The organism is Streptosporangium sp. NPDC053982 (assembly GCF_055585205.1).
The window spans coordinates 446,305-469,484 of the sequence record NZ_JBVJKQ010000001.1 but is presented as its reverse complement, the minus strand read 5'-3'; the positions used below and the strand labels follow the sequence as shown (position 1 = coordinate 469,484).

Annotated in this window: 19 protein-coding genes; 6 read left to right on the top strand and 13 right to left on the bottom strand. The window is 71.3% G+C overall.

Going from position 1 to position 23,180, the window contains the following annotated elements:
* The 3 genes from smpB to ftsE all read right to left on the bottom strand — a co-directional run bounded on the left by smpB (position 1) and on the right by ftsE (position 2,177).
* Positions 1 to 468: an SsrA-binding protein SmpB gene (smpB, locus tag ACZ6W9_RS02075; RefSeq protein WP_362929235.1), complete on the bottom strand. Its 468-nt coding sequence runs from the start codon at positions 466 to 468 to the stop codon at positions 1 to 3.
* 80 nt (positions 469 to 548) lie between these two features.
* Positions 549 to 1,454 carry a permease-like cell division protein FtsX gene (gene ftsX, locus ACZ6W9_RS02070; RefSeq protein ID WP_362929233.1) on the bottom strand — a complete coding sequence of 302 codons (906 nt, stop codon included), beginning with the start codon at positions 1,452 to 1,454 and terminating at the stop codon, positions 549 to 551.
* A 33-nt stretch (positions 1,455 to 1,487) separates the two neighbouring features.
* On the bottom strand, positions 1,488 to 2,177 hold the full coding sequence (ftsE, locus tag ACZ6W9_RS02065; protein ID WP_389958906.1) for a cell division ATP-binding protein FtsE: 690 nt from the start codon (positions 2,175 to 2,177) through the stop codon (positions 1,488 to 1,490).
* A gap of 233 nt (positions 2,178 to 2,410) precedes the next feature.
* Here ftsE and ACZ6W9_RS02060 point away from each other — a divergent pair, with 233 nt between their 5' ends.
* Positions 2,411 to 2,602: a hypothetical protein gene (locus tag ACZ6W9_RS02060; RefSeq protein WP_389958904.1), complete on the top strand. Its 192-nt coding sequence runs from the start codon at positions 2,411 to 2,413 to the stop codon at positions 2,600 to 2,602.
* 103 nt (positions 2,603 to 2,705) lie between these two features.
* On the opposite strand, the gene prfB is transcribed toward ACZ6W9_RS02060, so the two are convergent.
* Positions 2,706 to 3,821 carry a peptide chain release factor 2 gene (gene prfB / locus ACZ6W9_RS02055; RefSeq protein ID WP_389958902.1) on the bottom strand — a complete coding sequence of 372 codons (1,116 nt, stop codon included), beginning with the start codon at positions 3,819 to 3,821 and terminating at the stop codon, positions 2,706 to 2,708.
* Between the two features lie 99 nt (positions 3,822 to 3,920).
* Between prfB and ACZ6W9_RS02050 the strand changes: the two genes are divergently transcribed.
* Complete coding sequence (locus tag ACZ6W9_RS02050) at positions 3,921 to 4,961, top strand: DUF8094 domain-containing protein (RefSeq protein ID WP_389958899.1); 1,041 nt, start codon at positions 3,921 to 3,923, stop codon at positions 4,959 to 4,961.
* A gap of 78 nt (positions 4,962 to 5,039) precedes the next feature.
* Here ACZ6W9_RS02050 and ACZ6W9_RS02045 read toward each other — a convergent pair whose 3' ends face one another.
* Entirely contained in the window at positions 5,040 to 9,917 is a 4,878-nt protein-coding gene (locus ACZ6W9_RS02045; RefSeq protein ID WP_470116566.1) for an NAD-glutamate dehydrogenase, read from the bottom strand.
* 796 nt (positions 9,918 to 10,713) lie between these two features.
* Here ACZ6W9_RS02045 and ACZ6W9_RS02040 point away from each other — a divergent pair.
* Positions 10,714 to 11,364 carry a GNAT family N-acetyltransferase gene (locus ACZ6W9_RS02040; RefSeq protein ID WP_389958894.1) on the top strand — a complete coding sequence of 217 codons (651 nt, stop codon included), beginning with the start codon at positions 10,714 to 10,716 and terminating at the stop codon, positions 11,362 to 11,364.
* A 204-nt stretch (positions 11,365 to 11,568) separates the two neighbouring features.
* On the opposite strand, the gene ACZ6W9_RS02035 is transcribed toward ACZ6W9_RS02040, so the two are convergent.
* The 4 genes from ACZ6W9_RS02035 to ACZ6W9_RS02020 all read right to left on the bottom strand — a co-directional run bounded on the left by ACZ6W9_RS02035 (position 11,569) and on the right by ACZ6W9_RS02020 (position 16,958).
* Positions 11,569 to 13,041, bottom strand: a complete 1,473-nt coding sequence (locus tag ACZ6W9_RS02035) for an AAA family ATPase (RefSeq protein WP_389958891.1) — start codon at positions 13,039 to 13,041, stop codon at positions 11,569 to 11,571.
* Positions 13,042 to 13,093: 52 nt separating this feature from the next.
* Complete coding sequence (locus tag ACZ6W9_RS02030; protein ID WP_389958889.1) at positions 13,094 to 15,046, bottom strand: acetoacetate--CoA ligase; 1,953 nt, start codon at positions 15,044 to 15,046, stop codon at positions 13,094 to 13,096.
* 87 nt (positions 15,047 to 15,133) lie between these two features.
* On the bottom strand, positions 15,134 to 15,985 hold the full coding sequence (locus ACZ6W9_RS02025; protein ID WP_389958886.1) for a serine hydrolase: 852 nt from the start codon (positions 15,983 to 15,985) through the stop codon (positions 15,134 to 15,136).
* Between the two features lie 52 nt (positions 15,986 to 16,037).
* On the bottom strand, positions 16,038 to 16,958 hold the full coding sequence (locus ACZ6W9_RS02020) for a LysR family transcriptional regulator (RefSeq protein ID WP_362929213.1): 921 nt from the start codon (positions 16,956 to 16,958) through the stop codon (positions 16,038 to 16,040).
* Positions 16,959 to 17,064: 106 nt separating this feature from the next.
* Between ACZ6W9_RS02020 and ACZ6W9_RS02015 the strand changes: the two genes are divergently transcribed.
* The gene (locus tag ACZ6W9_RS02015) at positions 17,065 to 18,672 is read left to right on the top strand and encodes a penicillin-binding transpeptidase domain-containing protein (protein WP_470116565.1); all 1,608 of its coding nucleotides are present in this window, start codon (positions 17,065 to 17,067) and stop codon (positions 18,670 to 18,672) included.
* An 80-nt stretch (positions 18,673 to 18,752) separates the two neighbouring features.
* Here the strand turns inward: ACZ6W9_RS02015 and ACZ6W9_RS02010 are convergent, their stop codons facing one another.
* Complete coding sequence (locus ACZ6W9_RS02010) at positions 18,753 to 19,502, bottom strand: HAD family hydrolase (RefSeq protein WP_362929209.1); 750 nt, start codon at positions 19,500 to 19,502, stop codon at positions 18,753 to 18,755.
* A gap of 102 nt (positions 19,503 to 19,604) precedes the next feature.
* Positions 19,605 to 20,240, bottom strand: coding sequence for an HAD family hydrolase (locus ACZ6W9_RS02005; protein ID WP_389958880.1), 636 nt, complete (start codon positions 20,238 to 20,240; stop codon positions 19,605 to 19,607).
* Between the two features lie 279 nt (positions 20,241 to 20,519).
* Here ACZ6W9_RS02005 and ACZ6W9_RS02000 point away from each other — a divergent pair, with 279 nt between their 5' ends.
* Both ACZ6W9_RS02000 and ACZ6W9_RS01995 read left to right on the top strand, forming a co-directional pair.
* Complete coding sequence (locus ACZ6W9_RS02000) at positions 20,520 to 21,197, top strand: DUF3159 domain-containing protein (protein WP_470116564.1); 678 nt, start codon at positions 20,520 to 20,522, stop codon at positions 21,195 to 21,197.
* A 167-nt stretch (positions 21,198 to 21,364) separates the two neighbouring features.
* The gene (locus tag ACZ6W9_RS01995; protein ID WP_389958874.1) at positions 21,365 to 21,688 is read left to right on the top strand and encodes a hypothetical protein; all 324 of its coding nucleotides are present in this window, start codon (positions 21,365 to 21,367) and stop codon (positions 21,686 to 21,688) included.
* 170 nt (positions 21,689 to 21,858) lie between these two features.
* Here the strand turns inward: ACZ6W9_RS01995 and ACZ6W9_RS01990 are convergent, their stop codons facing one another.
* A complete protein-coding gene (locus ACZ6W9_RS01990) occupies positions 21,859 to 22,299 on the bottom strand; it encodes a DUF2690 domain-containing protein (protein WP_389958871.1) in 441 nt (146 codons plus the stop codon).
* 137 nt (positions 22,300 to 22,436) lie between these two features.
* On the bottom strand, positions 22,437 to 22,943 hold the full coding sequence (locus tag ACZ6W9_RS01985; protein ID WP_470116610.1) for a DUF6912 family protein: 507 nt from the start codon (positions 22,941 to 22,943) through the stop codon (positions 22,437 to 22,439).
* Positions 22,944 to 23,180: the final 237 nt, after the last annotated feature.

The following is a 23,180-nucleotide window of genomic DNA, read 5'->3' as shown; positions in this document are numbered from 1 at the left end:
TTACCTGTTCCTGTACCGGACCGCGCGCGCCATCTCCCGCTTGGCCTGCTGCTCGGCCAGCGTCTGCCGCTTGTCCCAGTCCTTCTTGCCCTTCGCGAGGCCGATCTCGATCTTGGCCTTGCCGTCCTTGAAGTACAGGGCGAGCGGCACCAGCGTGAGACCGCCCTCCTTGGTCTTGGAGGCCAGCTTGTCGAGCTCCTTGCGGTGGAGCAGCAGCTTCCGGGTACGGCGCGCCGCATGGTTGGTCCACGTCCCCATCGTGTACTCGGGGATGTGGACGTTGATCAGCCAGGCCTCGCCGTCCTTGATCGTGGCGTACCCGTCGACGAGGGACGCCCGCCCCAGGCGGAGCGACTTGACCTCGGTGCCCTGCAGCACGAGGCCCGCCTCGTAGGTCTCCTCGATGTGGTAGTCGTGCCAGGCACGCTTGTTCTGGGCGATGACCTTCCGCCCGGTCTCACGTGGCATGCCTTCGAGCCTACCGGTGACCGGGACGGCGTACCGCGCCCGAGATCGCGCGCATGTCCGGCGCGGGGGTCATCGCGGCGTCATACCCGCAGGTAGCGGCGGAGCGTGACGAACGACGCCAGGATACAGATCACCACACCGATGACCAGGGTGAGGAGGATGACCGAGGTCACCTTCTCCCAGGTGAGCACGGTGTTGGCGAGGTAGACCTGCACCTTGTCGAAGAGGAACACCTTGCTGACGATCAGCAGCACCCCGGACATCACACCGCCGATCAGGCCGGCGATGACGCCCTCCATGACGAACGGGAGCTGGATGTAGATGTTGGAGGCGCCCACCAGCCGCATGATCCCGGTCTCGCGCCTGCGGTTGTAGGCCGACAGCCGGACGGTGTTGCCGATCAGCAGCGTGGCCGCGAAGACCAGGATGATGGCGATCACCAGGGCGGCCCAGCGCAGGCTCTCCAGGAGGGCGAAGAACTTCTCCAGGAGCTCCTTCTGGTTCACCACGTTGGAGACGCCGGGGGCCCCCTTGAGCTGCTCGATCACCGCGGGGTAGGTGTCGGGGTCCTTGAGCTTCACCCGGAACGACTCCGGCATGTCCTCGGCCCGGATCGCCGAGAGCAGCACGGTGTTGCCGGCGTTCTGCGACTTGAAGACCTCGTAGGCGTGGGCGGCGTCCTCGAAGGAGACCGACTCCACCTGGGGCAGCGACTCGATCCGCTGCTTGAGGGCCGCCTGTTCCTGGGCGTTCACCCCGCCGCTGCCCTTGCACTGCGGGAAGGGGTCGTTCTTCTTGCACAGGAAGGCCGAGACCTCGACCCTGTCCGACCAGAAGTCCTTCATGGTGGAGATCTGGGAGTTGATCATCAGGCCGACGCCCAGCAGGGCCATGCCGATCGCCACTGTCACGATCACCGCGACGGTCATCGTGAGGTTACGCCGGAGGCCGATCCAGACCTCGGAGAAGATGAAGTTTGCCCGCATGCTCTTCCTGTCGCTGCTGCCGGTACTGGTGTGTCAGTACGCCTGGCCGTAAACGCCACGCGACTGGTCTCGGACGATCTTGCCGTCCTCCAGTTCCACTACGCGTTTGCGCATGGAGTCGACGATGGCCGCGTCGTGCGTGGCCATGACGACGGTGGTGCCCGTCCGGTTGATGCGGTCGAGCACCTTCATGATGCCGATGCTCGTGGCCGGGTCGATGTTGCCGGTGGGCTCGTCGGCCAGGAGGATCATCGGCCGGTTGACGAACGCGCGGGCCATCGCGACCCGCTGCTGCTCACCACCGGAAAGCTCGTCGGGCATCCGGTGGGCCTTGCCCTCCAGGCCGACGAGCTCGACGACCTCGGGCACGACCTTGCGGATGAACCGCCGCGGCTTGCCGATCACCTCCAGGGCGAACGCGACGTTCTCGTACACGTTCTTGTTGGGGAGGAGCCGGAAGTCCTGGAACACGCAGCCGATCCGGCGCCGCAGGTGCGGCACCTTGAAGTTGGACAGCCGGGCGAGATCCTTGCCGGCCACCTGGATCACCCCGGAGTCGGGGCGCTCCTCCTTGAGGACAAGGCGCAGGAAGGTGGACTTCCCCGACCCGGAGGGGCCGACGAGGAACACGAACTCACCCTTGTCGACATCGACGCTGACGTGGTCCAACGCGGGCCGGTTCTGGTTCGCGTAGACCTTGGTGACATTATCAAAATGGATCACGGGCGCATCACGGCATGCCAGTCTAGGGGGTAGGACGGTCGAGGTAGTGGCGGAGCTTCGCCTTCGCCTCTCGCCGGCCGGGGGGCGCCGGTCTTTACCGACGATCGACGTTCCGGTGGGCGGAGCCCAGTCTAGAGGGAAGACCGGCCTGGAAAGTCCATAACGGAAACAAAACGATTCGGCCGCCCGGTAACGACCGCATAAAGTGGTTCTGAAGGCTAGAAGGAGGACGTATGAGCTGTGAGGACTTGGTCTGCGCGCGGTGCGCGCACCCTGTCGCCGAGGGCCGCTGTCCTCAGTGCCGCGCCGCCCGCGAGCGGATGCACCACCACGGCCTGGACGGCACGGCGGCCACGCTGGTGCTGCTGGCGCTGGTCGCGCTGCTCCTGCTGTCCCTGGCCCTGAACCACCTCACGGGGACCTGAGAAGGCCCCCGACGGGCGCCGGACGGCGCCCAGGCGCCCCGCCGTACGGCGGTCCCGCCCGGACGCCCGGCGGCGTCGCCCGACGCCCGGCGTCACCCGGCCGTCACTCGGCGCCCGCCTCCTGGCGGCGCGTCCAGCGGATCTCCGCCTCGATGAACTGGTCGAGGTCGCCGTCGAGCACCGCGGCCGGATTGCCGGCCTCCGAGCCCGTACGGAGGTCCTTGACGATCTGGTAGGGGTGCAGCACGTAGTTGCGGATCTGGGTGCCCCACGACGTGGTGGCCTCACCCCGGATCTCACTCAGCGCCGCGGCCTCCTCCTGCCGCTTGCGCTCCAGGAGCTTCGACTGCAGGACCGCCATGGCGGTGGCCTTGTTCTGCAGCTGCGAACGCTCGTTCTGGCAGGAGACGACGATCCCGGTGGGCAGGTGGGTCAGGCGGACCGCCGAGTCGGTGGTGTTGACGCCCTGGCCGCCGGGCCCCGAGGAGCGGTAGACGTCGACGCGCAGGTCGTCCTCGTTGATGTCGATGTGGTCGGTCGTCTCGACGACCGGCACCACGTCCACGCCGGCGAAGGAGGTCTGGCGGCGGCCCTGGTTGTCGAACGGGCTGATCCGCACCAGGCGGTGGGTGCCGTGCTCGCCGCGGAGCGTGCCGTAGGCGTAGGGGGCCTTGACGGTGAAGGTGGCCGACTTGATACCGGCCTCCTCGGCGTAGGAGGTCTCGTAGACCTCCGTCGGGTAGCCCTTGCGCTCGGCCCAGCGGAGGTACATCCGCAGGAGCATCTGCGCCCAGTCGGCGGCGTCGACGCCGCCGGCCTGGGAGTTGATCGTGACGACGGCCTCGCGGGCGTCGTACTCGCCCGACAGGAGGGTGCGCACCTCCAGGGCTCCGACGTCGCTCCTGAGCGACTCCAGCTCGCGGTCGGCCTCGACGCGGGTCTCCTCGTCGTCCTCGGCGGCGGCGAGCTCGTACAGGACCCCCAGGTCCTCCAGGCGGCGCCCCAGCGACTCGATCCTGTTGACCTCGCCCTGGAGGTAGGAGAGCCTGCTGGTGACCTGCTGGGCCCGCTCCTGGTCGTTCCACAGGTCGGGCGCGGCTGCCTGCTCCCCGAGCTCCTCGATCTGCTTGCGCATCACGCCGAGGTCGAGGACGTCCTGGATGCTGGCGAGCGTGCCGGTAAGCTCGTTGATCTCTTCGGCCGGATCGATGACTGCCACGTCTGTAAAGGGTACGCGACCGCCGAACCCCGTTGGGTACGGCTCGCGTCCCGCCGGTGGCTAGCATGGGCGCGCGAGGGGACCACGAGGAGGCCGGCAGTGCGAGCACATCGGAGACGCGGGCCGCTCGCGCTCGCCCTCGCGCTGGTGACCTGCGCCGCGGCCTGCTCGGGCCCCGGCGACCAGACGCCGCTCAAGGGCGGGATGCCGCCCGGCTCGACCTCCACCCCCGCGGCCCTGGCCGCTCCGCCGGTCACGCTCGCGGAGGCGGACGAGGCCCTGGAGGGCGTCCTGGCCGTCGAGGGCGTGCTGAACGGCGCCACGCCGCACCTGAGCGCCGACCGCAGGAACGCGCTGGCCCAGACCTGCGACGCGCAGTACGACATCACCTTCGCCGCTTTCAAGGTCTCCCGGGACGCGCCGCCCCACCGCACCTGGGGCCGGCCGCGGCTGCTGGTCCCCCGCGTCCAGCGGGCGCCCTACTGGTTCGCCGCGGTGGTGAGCAACGAGGACTCCGCGGGCGGCTCCCGCACCGCCGTGCTGACCCTGACCGAGCGCGACGACAGGTGGTGCGTGAGCTCCACCGCGCTGCTGGAGCCGGGCGAGCGGGTCCCGGAGATCGCCGAGGACGCCGAGGGCTACGCCACCGCGCTCGACCAGGACGACCGGTCGGTGGAGATCAGCCCGCGGCTGATGCCGCCGCTGCACGCGACCGCGGCGGAGCAGGGCACCCGGGGGATCGCGGCCGGACTGGTCGAGAAGGGCCGGCGCACCACCGGCTACGCCGAGGAGATCGCGGCCGAGCGGGCGAAGTACAAGAAGGACGACTGCCAGGGCTACGACTCGATCTTCGGCGCGAGCGGCTACCCGGTGCGCGCCCTGCGCACAGCCGACGGCGGGGCCATGGTCATGTACGCGCTGATCAGGACCGACACCCTGACGAACAAGGTCCCGCCCTGCGCGATGATCAGGGTGCCGGAGCACCTGGAGCCGCTGTACTCCGGCCCGAAAACGGTGGTCAAGGAGCTGCGGATCGCGGAGACGCAGCCCTACGTCAGCGTCGTCCCGCGCCGCAACGCCCACGCCCCGGCGCGGATCATCGCCTATCTCGGCTCCGTCACCAAGGTCTTCGGCACCTGACCCGCCTGACCTGCCCGGCCCCCACATGACCCGCCGAGGGGCCCCGGTGACCGGCCGGTCACCGGGGCCCCTACGGGGTCACGCCTCGCGGACCGGCAGGTTGACCGTGGCCACCAGCGCGCGGATCGCGCGCAGCGCCACCGACAGCGTCGCCAGGTCGAAGTTGTCGCTCTCCCAGATCTCCGACAGGGTCTGCCGGGCACGGGCCACCGCCGCCGCGTTCGCCTCGGTCCAGCGGGCCAGGCGCTCCTCCGGCGACAGGCCCGGCGAGCTGTGGGCCAGGACGTCGCGGGTGAGGGAGGCGTGCGCGGCGTAGAGGTCGTCGCGCAGCGCGGCCCGTGCCATGGAGTTCCACCGGTTGTCCCGCGGCAGCGCGATGACGCGCTCGCGCAGCCCGGCCAGCTGGAGTCGGTCGGCCAGGTCGAAGTAGACCTCGGCCACCTCGCCGACCGGGCAGCCGAGCTGTGAGGCGACCTCCACCAGGTCGAACGTCGAGTAGGCCGGGACCATCGACGCGACCCGCTCGGCCAGCTCCCCGGGGACGCCCCGGGCGACGAAGGAGTCGCGGCGCTCCTCGAACGCCGCCAGGTCCGAGCCGGTCAGCAGCTTGGGCAGGTGCGGCAGCAGGCCGTTCATGCCCTTGGCGAAGAAGTCGGCCGTGGAGGCCAGGTCGAGCGGCGCCCGGCGGTTGCCGAGCAGCCAGCGGGTGCCGCGCTCGGCCAGCTTGCGCGCCTCCAGCTCCATGGCGATCTGCGTGGCGGTGTCCACCTTGTTGTCCAGCTCCTCGACCTGCCGCCAGAAGCTGGGCAGGTCGAACACCTCGCGGGTGACGAGGTAGGCGCGGGTGATGTCGGGGGCGGACGCGCCGCTCTCCTCCCCCAGCCGGAACATGAAGGTGGTCCCACTGGAGTTGATCATGTCGTTCACCACGCAGGTGGTGATGATCTCCCGGCGCAGCGGGTGGGCGTCCATGTGGGGGCGCATCCGCTCGCGCAGCGCCGACGGGAAGTAGGACACCAGCCAGGAGGCCAGGTAGGGGTCGTCGGGCAGGTCGGAGGCGAGGATCTCGGCGTCCGTCACCAGCTTGGTGTAGGACAGCAGCACCGAGAACTCCGGCGCGCTGAGCCCGAGCCCGGCCTGGCGCCGCTCGGCGATCGTCTTGTCCGAGGGCAGGAACTCCAGCTCCCGGTTGAGCAGCCCGGCCCGCTCCAGCCTGCGGAGCTGGCGCGCGTGGATGTGCAGCATCTCCGGCGCCTGGGCGCGGGCGGCGGCCAGCACCACGTTCTGGTCGTAGTTGTCCCGCAGGACCAGGTCGGCGACCTCGTCGGTCATGTCGAGGAAGATCTGGTCGCGCTGTCTGTCGGTCAGCTCGCCGTCGCGGACCGCGCGGTCCAGCAGGATCTTGATGTTCACCTCGTGGTCGGAGGTGTCCACGCCGGCGGAGTTGTCGATGAAGTCGGTGTTGACCAGCCCGCCGTTGAGCGCGAACTCGATCCGGGCGAGCTGGGTGAAGCCGAGGTTGCCGCCCTCTCCGACCACCTTGCAGCGCAGCTCGGCGGCGTCGACCCGCAGCGCGTCGCTGGCCTTGTCGCCGACGTCGGCGTGGGACTCGCTCGACGCCTTGACGTAGGTGCCGATCCCGCCGTTCCACAGCAGGTCCACCGGGGCCCGCAGGATGGCGCTGATCAGGTCGTTGGGCGCCAGCGAGGTCACCTCGTCGGCCAGGCCGAGCGCGGCGCGCATCTGCGGGGAGACCGGGATCGACTTGGCCGTACGGGGCCAGACGCCGCCACCCTTGGAGATGAGCGAGGTGTCGTAGTCGGCCCAGGAGCTGCGGGGCAGCGCGAACAGCCGGGCGCGCTCGGCGTAGCCGCGGGCCGCGTCCGGGTCGGGGTCGACGAAGACGTGCCGGTGGTCGAAGGCGGCGACCAGCCGGATGTGCTGGGACAGCAGCATGCCGTTGCCGAACACGTCGCCGGACATGTCGCCGATGCCGGCCACGGTGAAGTCGGTGCTCTGCACGTCCACGCCGATGGTGCGGAAGTGGTACTTGACCGACTCCCAGGCGCCCCGGGCGGTGATGCCCATGGCCTTGTGGTCGTAGCCGACCGAGCCTCCGGAGGCGAAGGCGTCGCCCAGCCAGAAGCCGTAGTCCTTGGCGACCTCGTTGGCGATGTCGGAGAACGTCGCGGTGCCCTTGTCGGCGGCGACCACCAGGTAGGTGTCGTCCTCGTCGTGCCGGACCACGTCGGCGGGCGGGACGACCCGGCCGTCGACGAGGTTGTCGGTGATGTCCAGCAGGCCGGAGATGAACATCCGGTAGCAGGCGACGCCCTCGGCCAGGACCTCCTCCCGGTTGCCCGACCTCGGCGGGTTCTTCACGACGAAGCCGCCCTTGGAACCGGTGGGGACGATGACGGTGTTCTTCACCATCTGCGCCTTGACCAGGCCCAGCACCTCGGTGCGGAAGTCCTCCATCCGGTCCGACCAGCGCAGGCCGCCGCGCGCGACCTTGCCGAAGCGCAGGTGCACGCCCTCCACCCGCGGCGAGTAGACGAACACCTCGAACCTCGGCCGGGGCAGCGGCAGCACGCTGATCGACGGCGAGTCCAGCTTGAGACTGATGTACGGCTTGCGCTCGCCGTCCACGGTCTGGAAGCAGTTGGTCCGCAGGGTTGCGCCGATCATCTCCAGGTAGGCGCGCAGGATGCGGTCCTCGTCCAGGGAGGCGACGTCCTCCAGGGCGCCGAGGATCTCCTCGTGCAGCGCGTCCTGCAGCTCGGCGCGGACGTCCTCGGCGCGGCGGGGGTCGAGCCTGGCCTCGAAGTAGCGGACCAGCAGCCGGGCCACGCGGACGTTGCCGAGCAGGACCTGCTCGATGTAGTGCTGGCTGAAGGTCGTGCCGGCCTGGCGGAGGTACTTGGCGTAGACCCGCAGGATCTCGGCCTGCCGCCAGGTCAGGCCGGCGGCCAGGACCAGCGCGTTGAAGCCGTCGCTCTCCACCCGGCCGTGCCACAGCGCCTCGAACGCGTCCTGGAACAGCCGCTTGAACTCGTCGCGGTCCACCTCCTGCGAGGGGGTGTAGCGCAGGCCGAAGTCGTAGATCCAGGCGTCCTTGGTGTCGGGGTCGTTGTCGCGGTCGATCTCGTACGGCCGCTCGTCGACCACCTCGACGCCCATCCGCTGCAGCAGCGGCAGCACCTGCGACAGGGAGACGGGAGCGCCGATCCGGTAGATCTTGAACCGGCGCTCGCCCTCGGCCGCGTCGTAGGGCTCGTAGAGGTTCATCCCGAGCTCGTCGGACGACTCCGCGAGCTCCTCCAGGCGGCGCAGGTCGGCGACGGCCATCCGCGGCGGGAAGTCGGCCTTGTACCCCTCGGGGAACGCCGTGGCGTAGCGGCGCACGAGGGCGGGGGCCTCCTCCTCGGAGCTCAGCTCGACGATCGCGGAGGCGAGGTCGTCGTCCCAGGAGCGGGTGGCCGCGGCCAGCTTGGCCTCCAGCTCCTCGACGTTCACCGCGTCGGCGCTCAGCGGCCGGCCGCGCTCGCCGCGCACCACCACGTGCAGCCGGGCCAGGGCCGATTCGCCGATCATGGCGCTGTAGTCGAGCGAGGTGCCGCCGATCGCCTTGAGCAGGAGGTTCTGCAGCTTGACGCGGATCTTGGTGGTGTAGCGGTCGCGCGGCAGGTAGATCAGGCAGGAGATGTAGCGGCCGTAGTCGTCGGGGCGCAGGAAGAGCCTGACCTGCTTGCGCTCGCGGAGCCTGAGCACGCCGAGCGCGATGGGCAGCAGCTGCTCCACCGAGGTCTGGAAGAGCTCGTCGCGGGGGAAGGTCTCCAGGATCTCGATGAGGTCCTTGCCGTCGTGGCTGTCGGCGGCGAACCCCGCCAGGTCCAGGACTTCGGCCAGCTTGCGGCGGAGCACCGGGATGCGGGAGATCGACTCGCTGTAGGCCACGTGGGTGAACAGGCCGAGGAAGCGCCGTTCGCCGACGACCTCCCCGGCGGCGTCGAACATCTTGACGCCGACGTAGTCGAGGTAGGCCGGGCGGTGCACGGTGGCGCGGGTGTTGGCCTTGGTGATGATCATCAGCTGCTGCCGGTCGCGGGCCTTCGCGCGCAGCTCGGGGCTGAGGGCGGCGAAGCTCTCCGAGCCCGCCTTGTCGTGGCGCAGGATGCCGAGGCCGGTGCCGGGAACCTGGCGCAGGCTGTCGCCGTCCTCGCCCTCCTTCAGGCGGTACTCGCGGTAGCCGAGGAACGTGAAGTGGCCGTCGGCCAGCCAGCGCATCAGTTCCAGGCTGTCCTCGGCCTCGGCCGGCTCCAGCGGCGGCGGGTTGAGCGAGACGTCCTCGGCGGTCTGTACGGCCAGGGCCCGCATCTTGACGAAGTCCTCGACGGCGAAGCGCACGTCGGACAGGATCCGCTCCAGGTCCTCCTCGATCACCCTGAGGGTCGCGGCGTCGGCCTGGCGGTCGACCTCGAAGTGCATCCAGGACTCGACGAGCATCTGTCCCGTCGTGTCGTCCTCGCCGCGGCCGAGCAGCCTGCCGGTCATGTCCCTGCGCACCCGCATCTGGGGGTGGACGACCAGGTGGACGCCGATCTCGTGGCGGTCGAGCTCCATCGTCACCGAGTCGACCAGGAAGGGCATGTCATCGGTGACCACCTCGATGACCGAGTATCCGGGGTCCCAGCCGTGCTCCTCCAGCGTGGGGTTGTAGGCCCGCACCAGGGCGCGGCCCTGGGGGCGCCGCTCGGCGAGCTGCCGCTGGGCCATGGCCGGGCCGTAGACGTCGACCGGGTCGCGGCTCAGCAGGTCCTCGGGGGCGACATGCCGGTAGTACAGCCGCAGATAGGCGAGGGCCTCCTCGGTGCCCACGTGCTCGCTACCCGGCGTGTGCGCGCACATCTCGGCGGCACCCCTGAGTAGCTCGTCCTTGGCCTCGTTGAGCGGCATGTCGCTCTCACTCCTTTGTGAGGGATTTTTCATAGTTGGAGGGATCTACGGCTTAATCCGTAGTTCCCAGGGGCGGAGGAAGTAATACGGAAGCCGCGGATCTCCCGGCGGCGGGTCTCCCGCCGTACGGCCCGCGCCCGCACGGCCCACACCGTGGCACCTCGCCCCCGGACGGCCCGCGCCCGGCGCGGACGGGAGCGGAGGCGGAGTGCGGCGCGGTGTCCCCGCGGCGGAACGGGCGAAAGGACCGGCGTGACCGTCGCGGCGGATGACCGGTCGCCGCCGGTCGCCGTGGCAGGGTGCGTCGTGGGCCCCGCGGCTCCCCGCCGCCGTCGGCGCGGAAGCCGCCGTCGCCTGCGCGGGACCGGCGGTCCCGTGGTGCGGGAGGGACGGTCCCCGCCGGATGCGGGCGGTGAGGCCAGCATCGCACAGGGTGGCCTGGATGAGGCGGCGACACCGCGCCCCCCGCTCACCGAAACTCCGCCCACCGGGCGTGGCCCGCGGCACAACACCTCCAGCGGCCGCTGTCCCGGTCCCCGTTGACCGGAATATGCCGCCGCCCTGCATATCACCCGAAAAGCCAGGAAACGTCAACGTGGCGTCGATGCTCCGGCGGGCCGCCGGAACGGTCCGGCCGGATACCGGGGGCGCCTCGTGCGATCCGGGCGGCGAGGGGAAACCCCGCCCTCCCCCCATGGTAGAGCCCCTGGAGGGCGTCTTCGCGGGGTTCGCGCATCACCGGAGGTCCGCCGAAAACGGGTGGAGCGCCGTCCGCCCGGGTTGACACCATCGGGAGATGCGCAACTGGCCTGTTTTCGGACTGCGGGTGACCACCCCTCGCCTGGAGCTGCGACTCCCGTCCCTCGACGACCTCGACGCCCTGGCCGACCTCGCCGCCGAAGGCGTCCACGACCCCGACGCCATGCCGTTCCTGTTCCCGTGGACCGACGCCGAGCCCGCCGAGCGGGCGCGGAGGAGCGTCTCCTACCACTTCCGGCAGTGGGGCGACTGGTCCCCGGAGAAGTGGGCCTGCGCCTTCGTCACCGTCGTGGACGGGGAGGTCGCCGGCACCCAGGAGGTCTGGGCCTCCGACTTCGCCGTCACCCGGCAGGCCGAGACCGGTTCGTGGATCGGCCGCCGGTTCCAGGGGCGGGGCATCGGCACCGAGATGCGCGCCGCCGTACTGCACCTGGCCTTCGCGGGTCTCGGTGCCCGCCACGCCGTCTCGGGCGCGTTCGCCGACAACCACGCCTCGCTCGGGGTCTCCCGCAGGCTCGGCTACGCCCCCGACGGCGTGGAGATCCGCAGCCGCAGGGGTGAGCCCGCCGAGCTCCTCCGGCTGCGGCTGGCCCGCGACGCCTGGACCGCCCGGGACGACGTCGAGATCCACGGACTGGAGCCCTGCCTGCCGCTCTTCGGCGTCAGCCGTACGACGGAGAGCGGCTGACCGCCTCGGACGTCACCTCGCCACGCGTTCCTCCGGCGAGGGAGACATGGACCTCCCGATCTCGTTCATGGTCCGGGAGGACGGCCCTCGATGACTTCCCTCGGGAAGCAGGACACTGAAGTACGGTTCAGCGAACCGTACTTCAGTGATCGGGGCCGCTTCCGGGCGCCGATCGAACGAGTGAGCCGATCAGCGCGCCCGGCGTCAGCCGTACAGCGCGGGAAGGTCCACCAGGAGGACGCGGTCGTCCCGGCGGGCGGCGGCGGTGAGATCGGCGTCGAACCCCGCCCCGCTGTAGCAGGCCAGTTTCGCCTCCTCCACCCTGTGCCCCTGTGCCGCGAGCACCTCACGGGCGCGACGCAGCCTCTCCAGGTGCCCGAGCCCCATCACCCTGTCCCACTTCACCTCACCGATCGACAGGACCCGCCGCTTCTCGCCGAGCAACGAAGGCGACACCGCCACCACATCAAGTTGGATCTTGTTGTTCTCCCGCTTCGCGTGGTCGACGACGAGAGTGGAGCCCACCTCTCCGGGTGGCTCGTCGAAGGCGTCATCAGCCAGAATCGCCCAGTCGCGGCATGTCTGTTCGAAATCGGGGCCGACGACCTGGGACAGGAACCTCGGCCGCGAACCCCGCCACACCCGCTCGGCCTCCCCGAGTTCGAGAGCGGCCCACTGCGGCCTCATCACCGCCTGGTAGAAGGTGATGAGGGGTTCCGCTATCCGATAGACGGGCTTACCGCTCTTGAGGGCGTCGTGATCCTTCACGATCAGCTGACAGTCCTCAAGCACGTTGAGCGGGTGAGCGATCTCCGCGGACTTGCGTCCCACATAAGCGGCTATCCCACCATTGGTGGAGTTTTCAGCGGCGATGGCACCGAGAACCGAGTGGTAGAGGCCCGAGTCCCGCGCTCCCATCTCCTCCGCGAGGAGATACCGCGCCTCGCGGAACAGCGGCGTCTGGGGGTTGAGAACCGTGCGACGCACCCAGTCGTCGAAGTCGCCCGGTCCATCGGGGGCGTCGTTGCGGACGAACTGGCGCCGGTAGGCGGGCGTGCCGCCGACGACGGCATGGAGAAGGGCGGCGAGCGTCGGGTCGTCCGCTCCCCAGAACGCGGCGGCGGACCGGTAGCGCAACGGCTTGACGACCAGTTCGAGTCCGGCACGCCCCCGGAGCGGGGCCTGCCCGGAGAGCAGACCGCCCATCACCGACATCGCCGACCCACAGAGCAGGACACGGGCGAAGCACCGTTCACGGCTGACGTGCCAGTACGTGTCGAGGTGACGCTGCACGATCGAAGGCAGTGCGGGGCTCGCCTTCATCAGGAGCGGGAACTCGTCGATGATCAGCGGGATGGGCCGGTCCGCCGCCAGGGAGAAGAAGTGCGTCAGGGCGTCGTCCCAGCCGGAGAACATGATCGGCGTGGGAGCGTTCGTGAAGCGGGCGAGTGCCGCGCCGAACATGCGCAGCGCTTCGGTCTCGGTCGACTCGTCCGCCTGGAAGTAGAAGCCGCCCATGCTCTCGGCCAACGCGGTGAGCAGGTAGGTCTTGCCCTGCCGTCGCCGACCACTGATCACTCCCAGGGTCGGCTCCGGCTCGGCGTACTCGACGAACGAGACCAGCGCGTTCCAGTCGCTGTCGCGATCGAAGATTCGTTCAGGCTTGGCAACCGGCATGTGCCGATTCTACTAAACTAGAGTTTAGTCAACTGCAGTTTAGTGATCTGGGTCACTCCTGGTTCGGCGTGAAGTGCGACAGCACCTCAGGGTTGGCCATGGCGTCGAGGTTGGCGGCCTTCTCCGGTGGGACGCCGAGGAGGATCTTGCGCACCGGAACCTCCAGCTTCTTGCCGCTGAGCGTGCGCGGGATGCCCGGGACCTCGATGATCTCGTTCGGCACGTGCCGGGGCGACAGCTCCTCGCGCAGCGCCGTACGCAGCCGGCCCAGCAGGTCGTCGGAGAGCCCGGCCCCCTCGGCCATGGTGACGTACAACAGCAGCCTGCCGTCCTGGCCGAGCTGACCGGTGTCGATCACCAGGCTGTCGGCGATCTCGGTGAAGCGCTCCACCACCCGGTAGAACTCGCTGGTGCCCATCCGCACCCCGCCCCGGTTGAGGGTGGAGTCGGAGCGGCCGTAGATCACGCAGCCGCCGTCCGGCAGGATCTTGATCCAGTCGCCGTGCCGCCAGACGCCGGGGTAGTCGGCGAAGTAGCTCTCCCGGTAGCGGGCGCCGTCCGGGTCGTTCCAGAACATGACCGGCATCGAGGGCATCGGCGCGGTCAGCACCAGCTCGCCGACCTCGCCGACCACCGACCGCCCCGACGGGTCGAACGCCTCCACCTTCGCGCCCAGGCAGCGGCACGGGATGACGCCCGCGCGGACCGGCAGCAGCGGGACCGCGCCGACGAAGCCGGTGCAGACGTCGGTGCCGCCGGAGAACGAGCCGAGCTGCACCCGCGGCAGCCTCTCCGCGATCCAGGCGAACCCCTCCGGCGGCAGCGGCGAGCCGGTGGAGCCCACGCCGCGCAGCGCCTCCAGCCCCTCCGGCCGCACCCCGTCCTTCATCGACGTCACGATGTACGGCGCGCCGACGCCGAAGTACGTGACCCCCTCCTCGGCGGCCAGCCGCCACAGCGCGTCGGTGCCCGGGTGGGCGGCCGACCCGTCGTAGAGCACCACCGTCGCGCCGACCAGCAGGCCGCCGACGAGGTAGTTCCACATCATCCAGCCGGTGGTGGTGTACCAGAAGAAGACGTCGTCCTCACCCAGGTCCTGGTGGAAGGAGAGCGACTTGAGGTGCTCCAGCACGATGCCGCCGTGGCCGTGCACGATCGGCTTGGGCAGGCCCGTCGTGCCGGAGGAGTAGACGATCCACAGCGGGTGGCCGAACGGCACCGGCTCGAAGTCGAGCGGCCCCTCGGCGGCCCGCAGCTCCGCCCAGTCGATCACCCGCCCGCCGTCCCCGGCGTCCTCTGGGGCCGCCGCCCCGGCGGACTCTCCCGGGGAGGGGATGCGCACCCGGGCGGCCAGGGTCGGCAGCTCGGCCGCGATGTCCCGCACGACCTGGGAGCGGTCGAACCGCCTGCCGTTGTAGTGGTAGCCGTCCACCGCGATGAGCACCTTCGGCTCGATCTGGGTGAAGCGGTCGATCACACTGGAGGCGCCGAAGTCCGGGGAGCACGACGACCAGACGGCCCCGAGCGAGGCCGTGGCGAGGAAGGCGACCAGCGTCTCCGGCACGTTCGGCGCGTAGGCGGCCACCCGGTCGCCCCTGCCGACGCCCAGCGCCGCCAGGCCCGCGCGGACCCGCGCGACCTCTCCGGCCAGCTCCCCCAGCGTGAGGGCCCGGCGTTCACCGGTCTCGCCGCGCGACACCACCGCGAGGCGGTCCGGGTCGGACGCGGCCCGGCGCAGCGCGTTGGCCGCGTAGTTCAGCGTCGAGCCGGCGAACCACTCCGCGCCGGGCATCGTCCCGGACAACACGGGCCCGTCACCGCGCTCGCCGACCACCCCGAAGTGGTCCCAGACCGACGTCCAGAACCCGGCCGGGTCGTCCACCGACCAGCGCCACAGGGAGTCGTAGTCGCCCGGCCGTCCGAGCCACTCCATGTAGCGGGTCACCTTGGCGTCCCTCACGACCTCCGGGGCGGGTTCCCAGAGCAGCGCACCTTCCTCAACCATGGTCCCCATCCTGTCGGCGGCCCGCCCGAATGTCATCCCCGGGACGCACACACCGGCCGGGTGCGGGGTGTGGGCCGGACACGTGGCTCAGTCGCGCAGCCACTCCACGGCGGCCCGCGCCGCGGAGCCGATCACCGCGTCGGCGCGGGGCTGGTTGTACGCCGTGCCGTACGAGCGGGTGAAGACGGCGACGGCGTAGCGCCCGCCGTCGGGGTACTCCACCACGCCGGCCTCGTTGCGGATCGTGGGCAGCGTCCCGGTCTTGCCGCTGACCGCGACGTCGTCGTAGGGGAAGCCGGCCGAGAGGCGGTGCGGCCACACCTGCAGGCCGAGCAGCCTGCGCATCGCGGCGCACGACCCGGGCGAGGCCGCCTCGTCGCGCCAGATCATGCCGAGCAGCCGCGTCGTCTCGCGCGGGGTGCTGCGGTTGGTGCGCGCGGGGTCGAGCACCCGGAGCCGCGCCAGCACCGAGGGGTCGGTGGGCATCTCCTCCTGCCCGGCGTCCTCGACGATGCTCGCGAACAGCTCGCGGCAGTCGTGCTCGACCCGTGTGCCGGTCAGCCCCAGACCCGCGAGCATGGTGTTGACCGCCGACAGCCCGACCCGGCCCATCAGCGTGTCGGCGGCGGTGTTGTCGCTCACCGCCATCATCAGATAGGCCAGGTCGCGCAGGGACATCGTCACGTCGTCGGACATCGCCGACACCCCGGTGGGCCCGGGAGTGTGGCGGTCCGCCATGACCGTGACCCGCTCGGCCGGGTCCAGCAGCCCACGGTCCGCCTGCCGGAAGAACTCCACCAGCAGCGCGACCTTGAACACCGAGGCCGTGACCACGGCCTCGTCGGCGCCGTGGGCGACGTCGGCGCCGGTGTCGATGTCCACGGCGTGCAGGAAACCCGTCACCCCGGCGGAGCGGAAGAGGGTGCCGAGGCCGGTCATCGAATCTCCTTGCGAGGGGGAAGCCCGGTCGCCGGGGCCGGGGCGGAGGCGGTCACGCGAGGAACCCGGAGGCGGGGCGGGCCCGCACCCGCCGGGCCGGCGCCACACCGTCGTCCGTCATCCCGGCGTTCTCCCTCAGCACTCGTGCCGCCACCGCACCGAAGGCTACGGCAGCCTCTCCGGGCTCTCCCCGCCAGGCGGTGGAGACCTGCCAGGTCAGCGGACTCCCCAGCAGCGGCCGCCAGCGCAGCCCAGGGAGGGTGACCTGCGGCCCGAAGGCGACGGCCGTGCCCGCCATGACCAGGCCGAGGGTCTGCGCCTCGTGGACCTCCTCCGGGACGAACCCGTGGCGGCGGCACTCGGTGAGCGTCTCCTCATGCAGCCCGGGTTCGTGAGGGTAGAGCACGAGACGCCGCCCGGCCAGGTCGGCCAGGTGCACCGACGCCGACGCCGCCAGCGGGTCGGACTCAGCCAGCACCACGCCGGGGCGCTGGACGAGCACCGGCCCGAAGCGCAGGCCCGGCACGGCCACCGGGTGGCGGACCACGCCCACGTCGAGGGCGCCGTCGAGCAGCGCCGCGACCTGGTCGGCGCTCCACATCTCCGCGGGCGCCGGCCGTACGTCGGGGGCCCGTTCCCGGAATCCGGCGATGAGCGCCGCGATCACCGCCGACCCCAGGTCGGGCAGGACCCCCACCCGCAGCACCGCGCCCTCGCCGCGCCCGGCCAGCTCGCGCAGCCGCTCCACCCGCGACACGATCTCACGGGCCTCGGGCAGCAGCAGCCGCCCCTGCTCGGTCAGCCGCACCTGGCGGGCGGAGCGGTCGAACAGCCGCACGCCGAGCTCCTCCTCCAGCCGCCGGATGCGCTGGCTGAGCGGCGGCTGGGCCATGCCGAGCCGGATCGCCGCGTTGCCGAAATGGAGCTCCTCGGCGACGACGGTGAAGTAGCGCAGATGGCGGACGATGTCCATGAGCAGCAACCATATCGGTTCCGCTATGGAGTGACTCCAGATATCAATATTGGACACCACCGGGATCCCTCTGGTCTCCTCGATCCGCGAGACAGGGGGACGAACCATGAGGAACACATACAGGTACGGTGCGGCGGCGGTGACGCTGGCCGTCGCGGCGGGCGCGGGCGTGTGGCTGCTGCGCACGCCGGGGTCGCCCGAGGACACCGCCCGGGACTTCCTCGCCGCCTGGGCCCGCCAGGACCACCGGGCGATGCGGGCGCTGACCGTCGACCCGCCGGACGACTTCGACCGCTGGTACACCCGCTTCCGGTCCGACCTGAAGCTGTCGAAGGCCGCCTTCCGGGTAACCGCGGGCGACGACTCCGGCGGCTCAGACGACTCCGGCGACTCCGGCGATTCGGGCGGCTCCGACGGCTCCGACGGCTCCGACGGCTCCACGGTCAGGTTCCGGGCGACGCTGGACGGCCCGGTGCCCTGGTCCTACGACGGGTCGCTGCGGGTGGTCGAGCACGAGCGGGCCTGGCGGGTGCGGTGGACCCCGGCGGCGATCCACCCCCGCCTCGGCCGGGGCCTGCGGATCAAAGCCATGCCGTCCCGGTCCGAGCGGGCGCCGATCCTGGCCGCCGACGGCGCCAGGATCGACACCCCCTCCGCGCCCGGCTCGGTGCAGCAGCTCGTCGAGGGGCTCTCCGAGAGATACGCCGCCCGCCTCACCGGCTCCTCCGGCGGCCGGGTGGACCTGGTACGGGGCGCCGAACGGGTCGCCACGCTCACCACCGCGGGCGCGCGGCCCGGCCGGAAGCTGACCACCACGATCGACCTGCGGGTGCACCGCGCCGCCGCCGACGCCATGGACGGCGTGACCAAGCCGGCCTCGCTCGTCGCGCTGCGCCCCTCGACCGGCGAGGTCCTCTCCGTGGCCAACCAGCCGGGCGGGTTCAACCGGGCTCTGCTCGGCCACTACCCGCCCGGCTCCACCTTCAAGGTGGTCACGGCCTCGGCGCTGGTGGCGGGCGGCATGACGGCCGACCAGCCGGTGGGCTGCCCCGCCGAGCGGAACATCGGCGGCTACGCCTTCCACAACGCCGGCTTCGAGGAGTTCGGCACGGTGCCGCTGCGGGCCGCGTTCGCGCACTCCTGCAACACCACGTTCGGGTCGCTGGGCGTGGAACGGCTCGGCGCCGAACGCCTGGCCTCGGTTGCGGCGAGCTTCGGGTTCGGAGGGCCGGTGGACCCGGGGGTGCCCGCCGTACGGGCGCAGTTCCCGAAGCCGAAGGACGACACCGACCTCGCCTCGGCCGCGATCGGGCAGGGCCGCGTCCTGACCAGCCCGCTGAACATGGCCACCGTCGCCGCCGCCATCGCCGACGGCTCCTGGCGCCCGCCCCGCCTCGTGGACGCCTCCCTGCTGCCGGCCGCCCCGTCCAGGAAGCTGGAGCCCTCGGTGGTGCGGGCGCTGCGCACCCTGATGCCCGCGGTGGTGACGGACGGCACGGCCAAGGGGGTCTCCTTCCCCCCCGGTACGGCGGGCAAGACCGGGACCGCGGAGTTCGGCTCGGGAACCTCGGGGAAGGAACCGCCCACCCACTCCTGGTTCATCGGTTACCGCGGCGACCTGGCGTTCTCGGTGATCGTGGAGGGCGGCGGCGAGGGAGCCGCGGTGGCCGCCCCGATCGCCGCCCGCTTCCTCGACGGCCTCGCCTCACCGTGAGCCCGGCGGAATGCCGAGGCACGGCGGCACCGGTCACGGCCAGGCCCTGACGCCATCGGCCGGCGCGGGACGCGCGCGGTTCAGCCCGCCCTGCGGGACGGGGAGGTCAGGCCGGCCACGGCGGCGACGACCTCGGAGGGGTTGGCCAGATCGGGCAGCACCACGTCGGCGCCCGCCTCGTGCAGCTCGGCCGGCAGGGAACGGCCGGTGGCGACGCCGATCATCGCGGCCCCGGCGATCCGGGCCGCCTGGACGTCGCGGGCCGAGTCGCCGATCATCACGGTGTTGCCGCCGTCGAAGGCCGTGCCGTACTTGGCCTTGGCCCGGCCCTGGGCGACCTGGAGCAGGGTGGCCTTGGGATAGACCTCCTCGCCGTAGCCGCCGACCTCGAAGTCGACGTGCCGGTCCAGGCCGAAGGCGGTCAGCTTGTGCACGGCGTTGCTCTTGATCGTGCCGGTGAGCACCGCCTGGACGGTGCCCTCCAGCCTGGCCACGGCTCTGAGCGCCTCGGCCGCGCCGGGCATCGTCCGGCCGTTCCGGGCCAGCAGGCCGCGCCGGGCCGCGAAGGCGTCGGCCAGCGCGTCGAGGAACGCAGGCAGGTGGTCGTCGGTGGCGACGACCCCGTTCAGGGCCAGCATCTCGAAGACGATCTCGGAGTCCGGGCGGCCGTTGTGCTGGGTCAGCTTGACCAGCGGACGGCCGGTGACCCGCCGGAACGCCTCTGCGTACGCGTCGCGGGTCACGATGGACACGTCGACCAGTGTGAGATCGATGTTCCAGAGAACCAGGCGGTTGATCGTGGCCTCCCGGGGGTGGGGCGCGGATGCCACCGGGGTGGGGGTTCACGGACGCCGGTGGTACGGATGCCAAGGGTACGGCCGCCGCCGGGCCCGCGCTCCACCCGATGCCGAGAACGTCCGGCCCGGTGCGCGTCAGGCGTGGTCGAGGGCCTCGGCGAGGGTGTCGACGACCGGGACGCCGCAGGTGGCCAGGGCCGCCCTGCCGGTCACGCCGCCGCTGTAGAGCACCGCCCGCGCCCCGACGTGCCGCGCCGCGTGCGCGTCGTCGAGGCTGTCACCGATCACCAGCACGTCGGCGGGATCGGTGCCGAGCGCCGCGAGGTGCGCCGCCATCGACTCGGCCTTGCGGCTGCCGGAACCGGCGAGCAGGCCGTCGATCCGCAGGAAGTGCCGGGCGATCCCCAGCTCGGTCACCTTGGGCACCAGCCGGTCGTGCGCCCACATGGACAGCAGCGACTGCCCGCCACCCGACTCCTCCCAGCTCAGCAGGGTGGCCAGCGCGTCGGCCGCCAGACCGCAGCCCGGCATCAGCCGGTGGTAGTGGTCGTGGAACCCGACGTCGAGCCTCTCCCACTCGCCGTCGAGGAGAGAACGGCCGAGCATGCGCTCGTAGGCCGTCCAGATGGGACGGGAGTACACCGTCCGGAAGCCCTCGACGTCGTAGGGGGCCAGACCGTAGGGCTCGAAGACCGCGTTCGTCGCCTCCACCACGGCGTCGATGTCGTGAAAAAGGGTGCCGTTCCAGTCCCAGACAATGTGTTTCGCCATAGCCGTTCCAGCCTAGTACGGCCGCCGCGGCGGGTCCTCCAGGGTGGGGTCCGTCACGCCGTCCGGTACCAGTGCCCGTACGTTCTCGGGGGAACATCTCGGCGTGGACCACGCCGAGCCGAGTGCCGTGGCGGCACACTCAACCCATCGGCTGGAGCGCCCTCACCGGGTGAAGCCGCCCGGGCTACGCGGCGGCCGGCTCATCCGATCATGAGATCGGTCACACTCGCGTCGTACGGGCTTGAGTGTGCCGTGGCGGCATACCCGTTAATCGTTCGGATGCGTACCGACGAAGAACCGAACGTGACGCCGGAGCAGAGTCGTGGGCCTGCCCGCCCTGACGACGGTGTCGAGGCCCCGAAGCCCACCGTGCTGCACCAGATGGGGGGCACCGCCGGGTTCGTCTACTCGACGGTTCCGGTGGTCGTGTTCGTGACGGCGAACGCGTTCCTGCCGCTGCCGGTCGCCGTCGGCATCGCGGTCGCGACCGGGCTGGCGCTGTCCGTCTTCCGGCTGTCGCGCGGGGAACGCCTCGTCTCCGCGGCCGGGAGCCTGCTCGGGGTGGCGCTGGCCGCCGGGATCGTCGTGTGGACCGGCTCCGCGCGGGACTTCTTCGTGATCGGGATCTGGGCGTCGCTGGCCGGGTTCGTCGTCACGTTCGGGTCGGTGCTGGCCCGTCGGCCGCTGACCGGTGTCATCTGGAACGCCTTGCACGGCGGGACGTGGGCGTGGCGGTCCGACCGCCCCGTGCGCGTGGCGCACGATGTCGCGACCCTCGCCGCGGCGTCGGTGTTCGGGGCGCGGTTCGTGATTCAGCAGTGGCTCTATCTGGCCGACAGCACCGGCGCCCTGGGCATCGCCCGGGTGGCCATGGGCACCCCGCTCACCGTGCTGGCCGCGCTGGTGGCCCTGTGGGCTTTCCGGCGCAGCACCAGACGCCTCATCCGGACGAACTGATGACCGGGGCGCCGAGCCCGCCGGTGGCGCCGGCGCCGTGCTCGTGGCCGCGGTCGGAACGGTCCTGACGACGGCGCGTACCGTCACGGCGGAACGGTGCGGATCCGCCTGAACCCCTCCCCTCCCCTCGCCCTGCGGGCGACGAATGAGCCGAAAAGGTAATGAGCATGACCCTTTACGAAGGTGCGATGCAGGTGGTCCCCGTCCTGTTGATCGTCCTGTTCATCGAGACCCGCAGCGGTGACCCGCAGGCCAGCCCAAGAATGCGGCGTTGGGAGGACATTCAGAACAGGGGTTACGCCGCGCTCGGCCTCGCCGCGTTCCTGGTGTCGATGCTCGTCGTGGCAGGCATCGTCCCCGTCGGACGCATTCCGGCCGTGATCGTCATCGCCGCCCTCTCCGGCTGCATGGGCCTGTTGTACGCCCGGATTCAGCAGCGCCTCGCCCGTAACCGCAGCGAACGGTACGGCCAGGCGGCGGACGACCGCTGACGCTCCGCGTCGCCCGCCGGTTCGGTGGAAACCGTGCCGCCTCGGCATGGCCGGGCCGGGCCGCCGCACCGACAGGGCATGCGGGCCATGGACGCCGTCACCGTCCGACGTGGCTCGACCCACCTGGAAAGCGCCGGCTCCCCGCGGGGGCCGGCGCTTTCCAGGGATGGTCAGCGGCAGGCCTTGGCGGTGACGCCGGCCCCGTTCTGGCCGCCGGCGCCCGTGCCCCACTGGATGCTCGCCGCGCCCCACGCGCAGACACCCGGGGCCCGGAGCATGTTGCCCCAGTGCCGGCCGTGGTTGCCCGCCTTGAAGCGGAAGGTGTCCGAGCTCCGGTTGGTGTAGACACGGACCGACCCCCGGGCCGTGCTGCTGACGGAGATCTCGGTCCAGTTGGTCTTGCAGCGGCTGGACCACATGAGCCTGACCGTGCCGACCGTCCCGTTGGCCCGGCTCGTGATGTCGGCCTTCTTCACCACCCGGGCCGTGTTGCCACAGCCGGTGCGGTACGGATCCTTGTGGTCGTAGTAACTCTGCGCGTTCGCCGGCGCCGCGGCGACCAGGGTCACGCCGGCGACCGCCAGCGCGGTCGCGACCGTTCGAATCCTCATTTTGTGCCCCCTTCTTCGGATGTGGATCTGAAGACGGGGATCAACCCTAGACCGAAAAGTAAAGGGAAATAAGCAAATATCGGATTTTAAGCCAGAAAAGCCGCCTGACCTCGCCGTACGCCATCAGCCAGCCACCGTCAGCCGACCAGGTCGGGCATCTCCTGGGTGGCGTACCACAGCAGCTCGTGGGCCTCGGCGCCGTCCACCGTGAACCGCGCGTCCTCGTCCCCGAGGTCGGCCTCGGGCAGCGCGGCGATCGCGGCCTCGACGTCCGCCACCGCGGCCTCCTCGTCCACGTGGACCGCGGCGATCCGCGCCATGGGGACCGCGGCGGCGAGCCGTACCCGGGCGCGCTCCTCCAGATCCGCGCCCATGCCCACCTCGCCGTCCGGCACCTCGGCGGCGACGACGACCCGGCGCGCGGCCGCCTTGACCCCGTCGGCGCGGTCGGCGGCCAGCATCCGCAGGGACGCGCGGGCGGCGTCGGTCAGGGCGACGTACTCCAGTTCCTCGGTGTCACCCGAGGCGTACCACTCGACCAGCGCGGGCGTGACCGCGTAACCGGTCAGCGGGGCGGGGCCGAGCTCACCCTCGGCGAGCACGCGGGCCAGCGCCGGAAGCGTGCAGGGCAGGTAGACGCGCATCCATGCCTCGATCTGTTCATCCCACACCGGCGCCGGTGCGGCGCCGATCACCCATCGAGTGTGCCAGCCCGGACGGCCGGGCCGCACGCGACGCGGACACCCGGCCGCCCGGCGGGCGCCGCACTGCCGTAGCCGCGGCACCGGCACGGCCGTACGGCGCGGGCACGGCCGTACGGCGCGGGCACGGCCGTACGGCGCGGGCACGGCCGTACGGCGCGGGCACGGCCGTACGGCGCG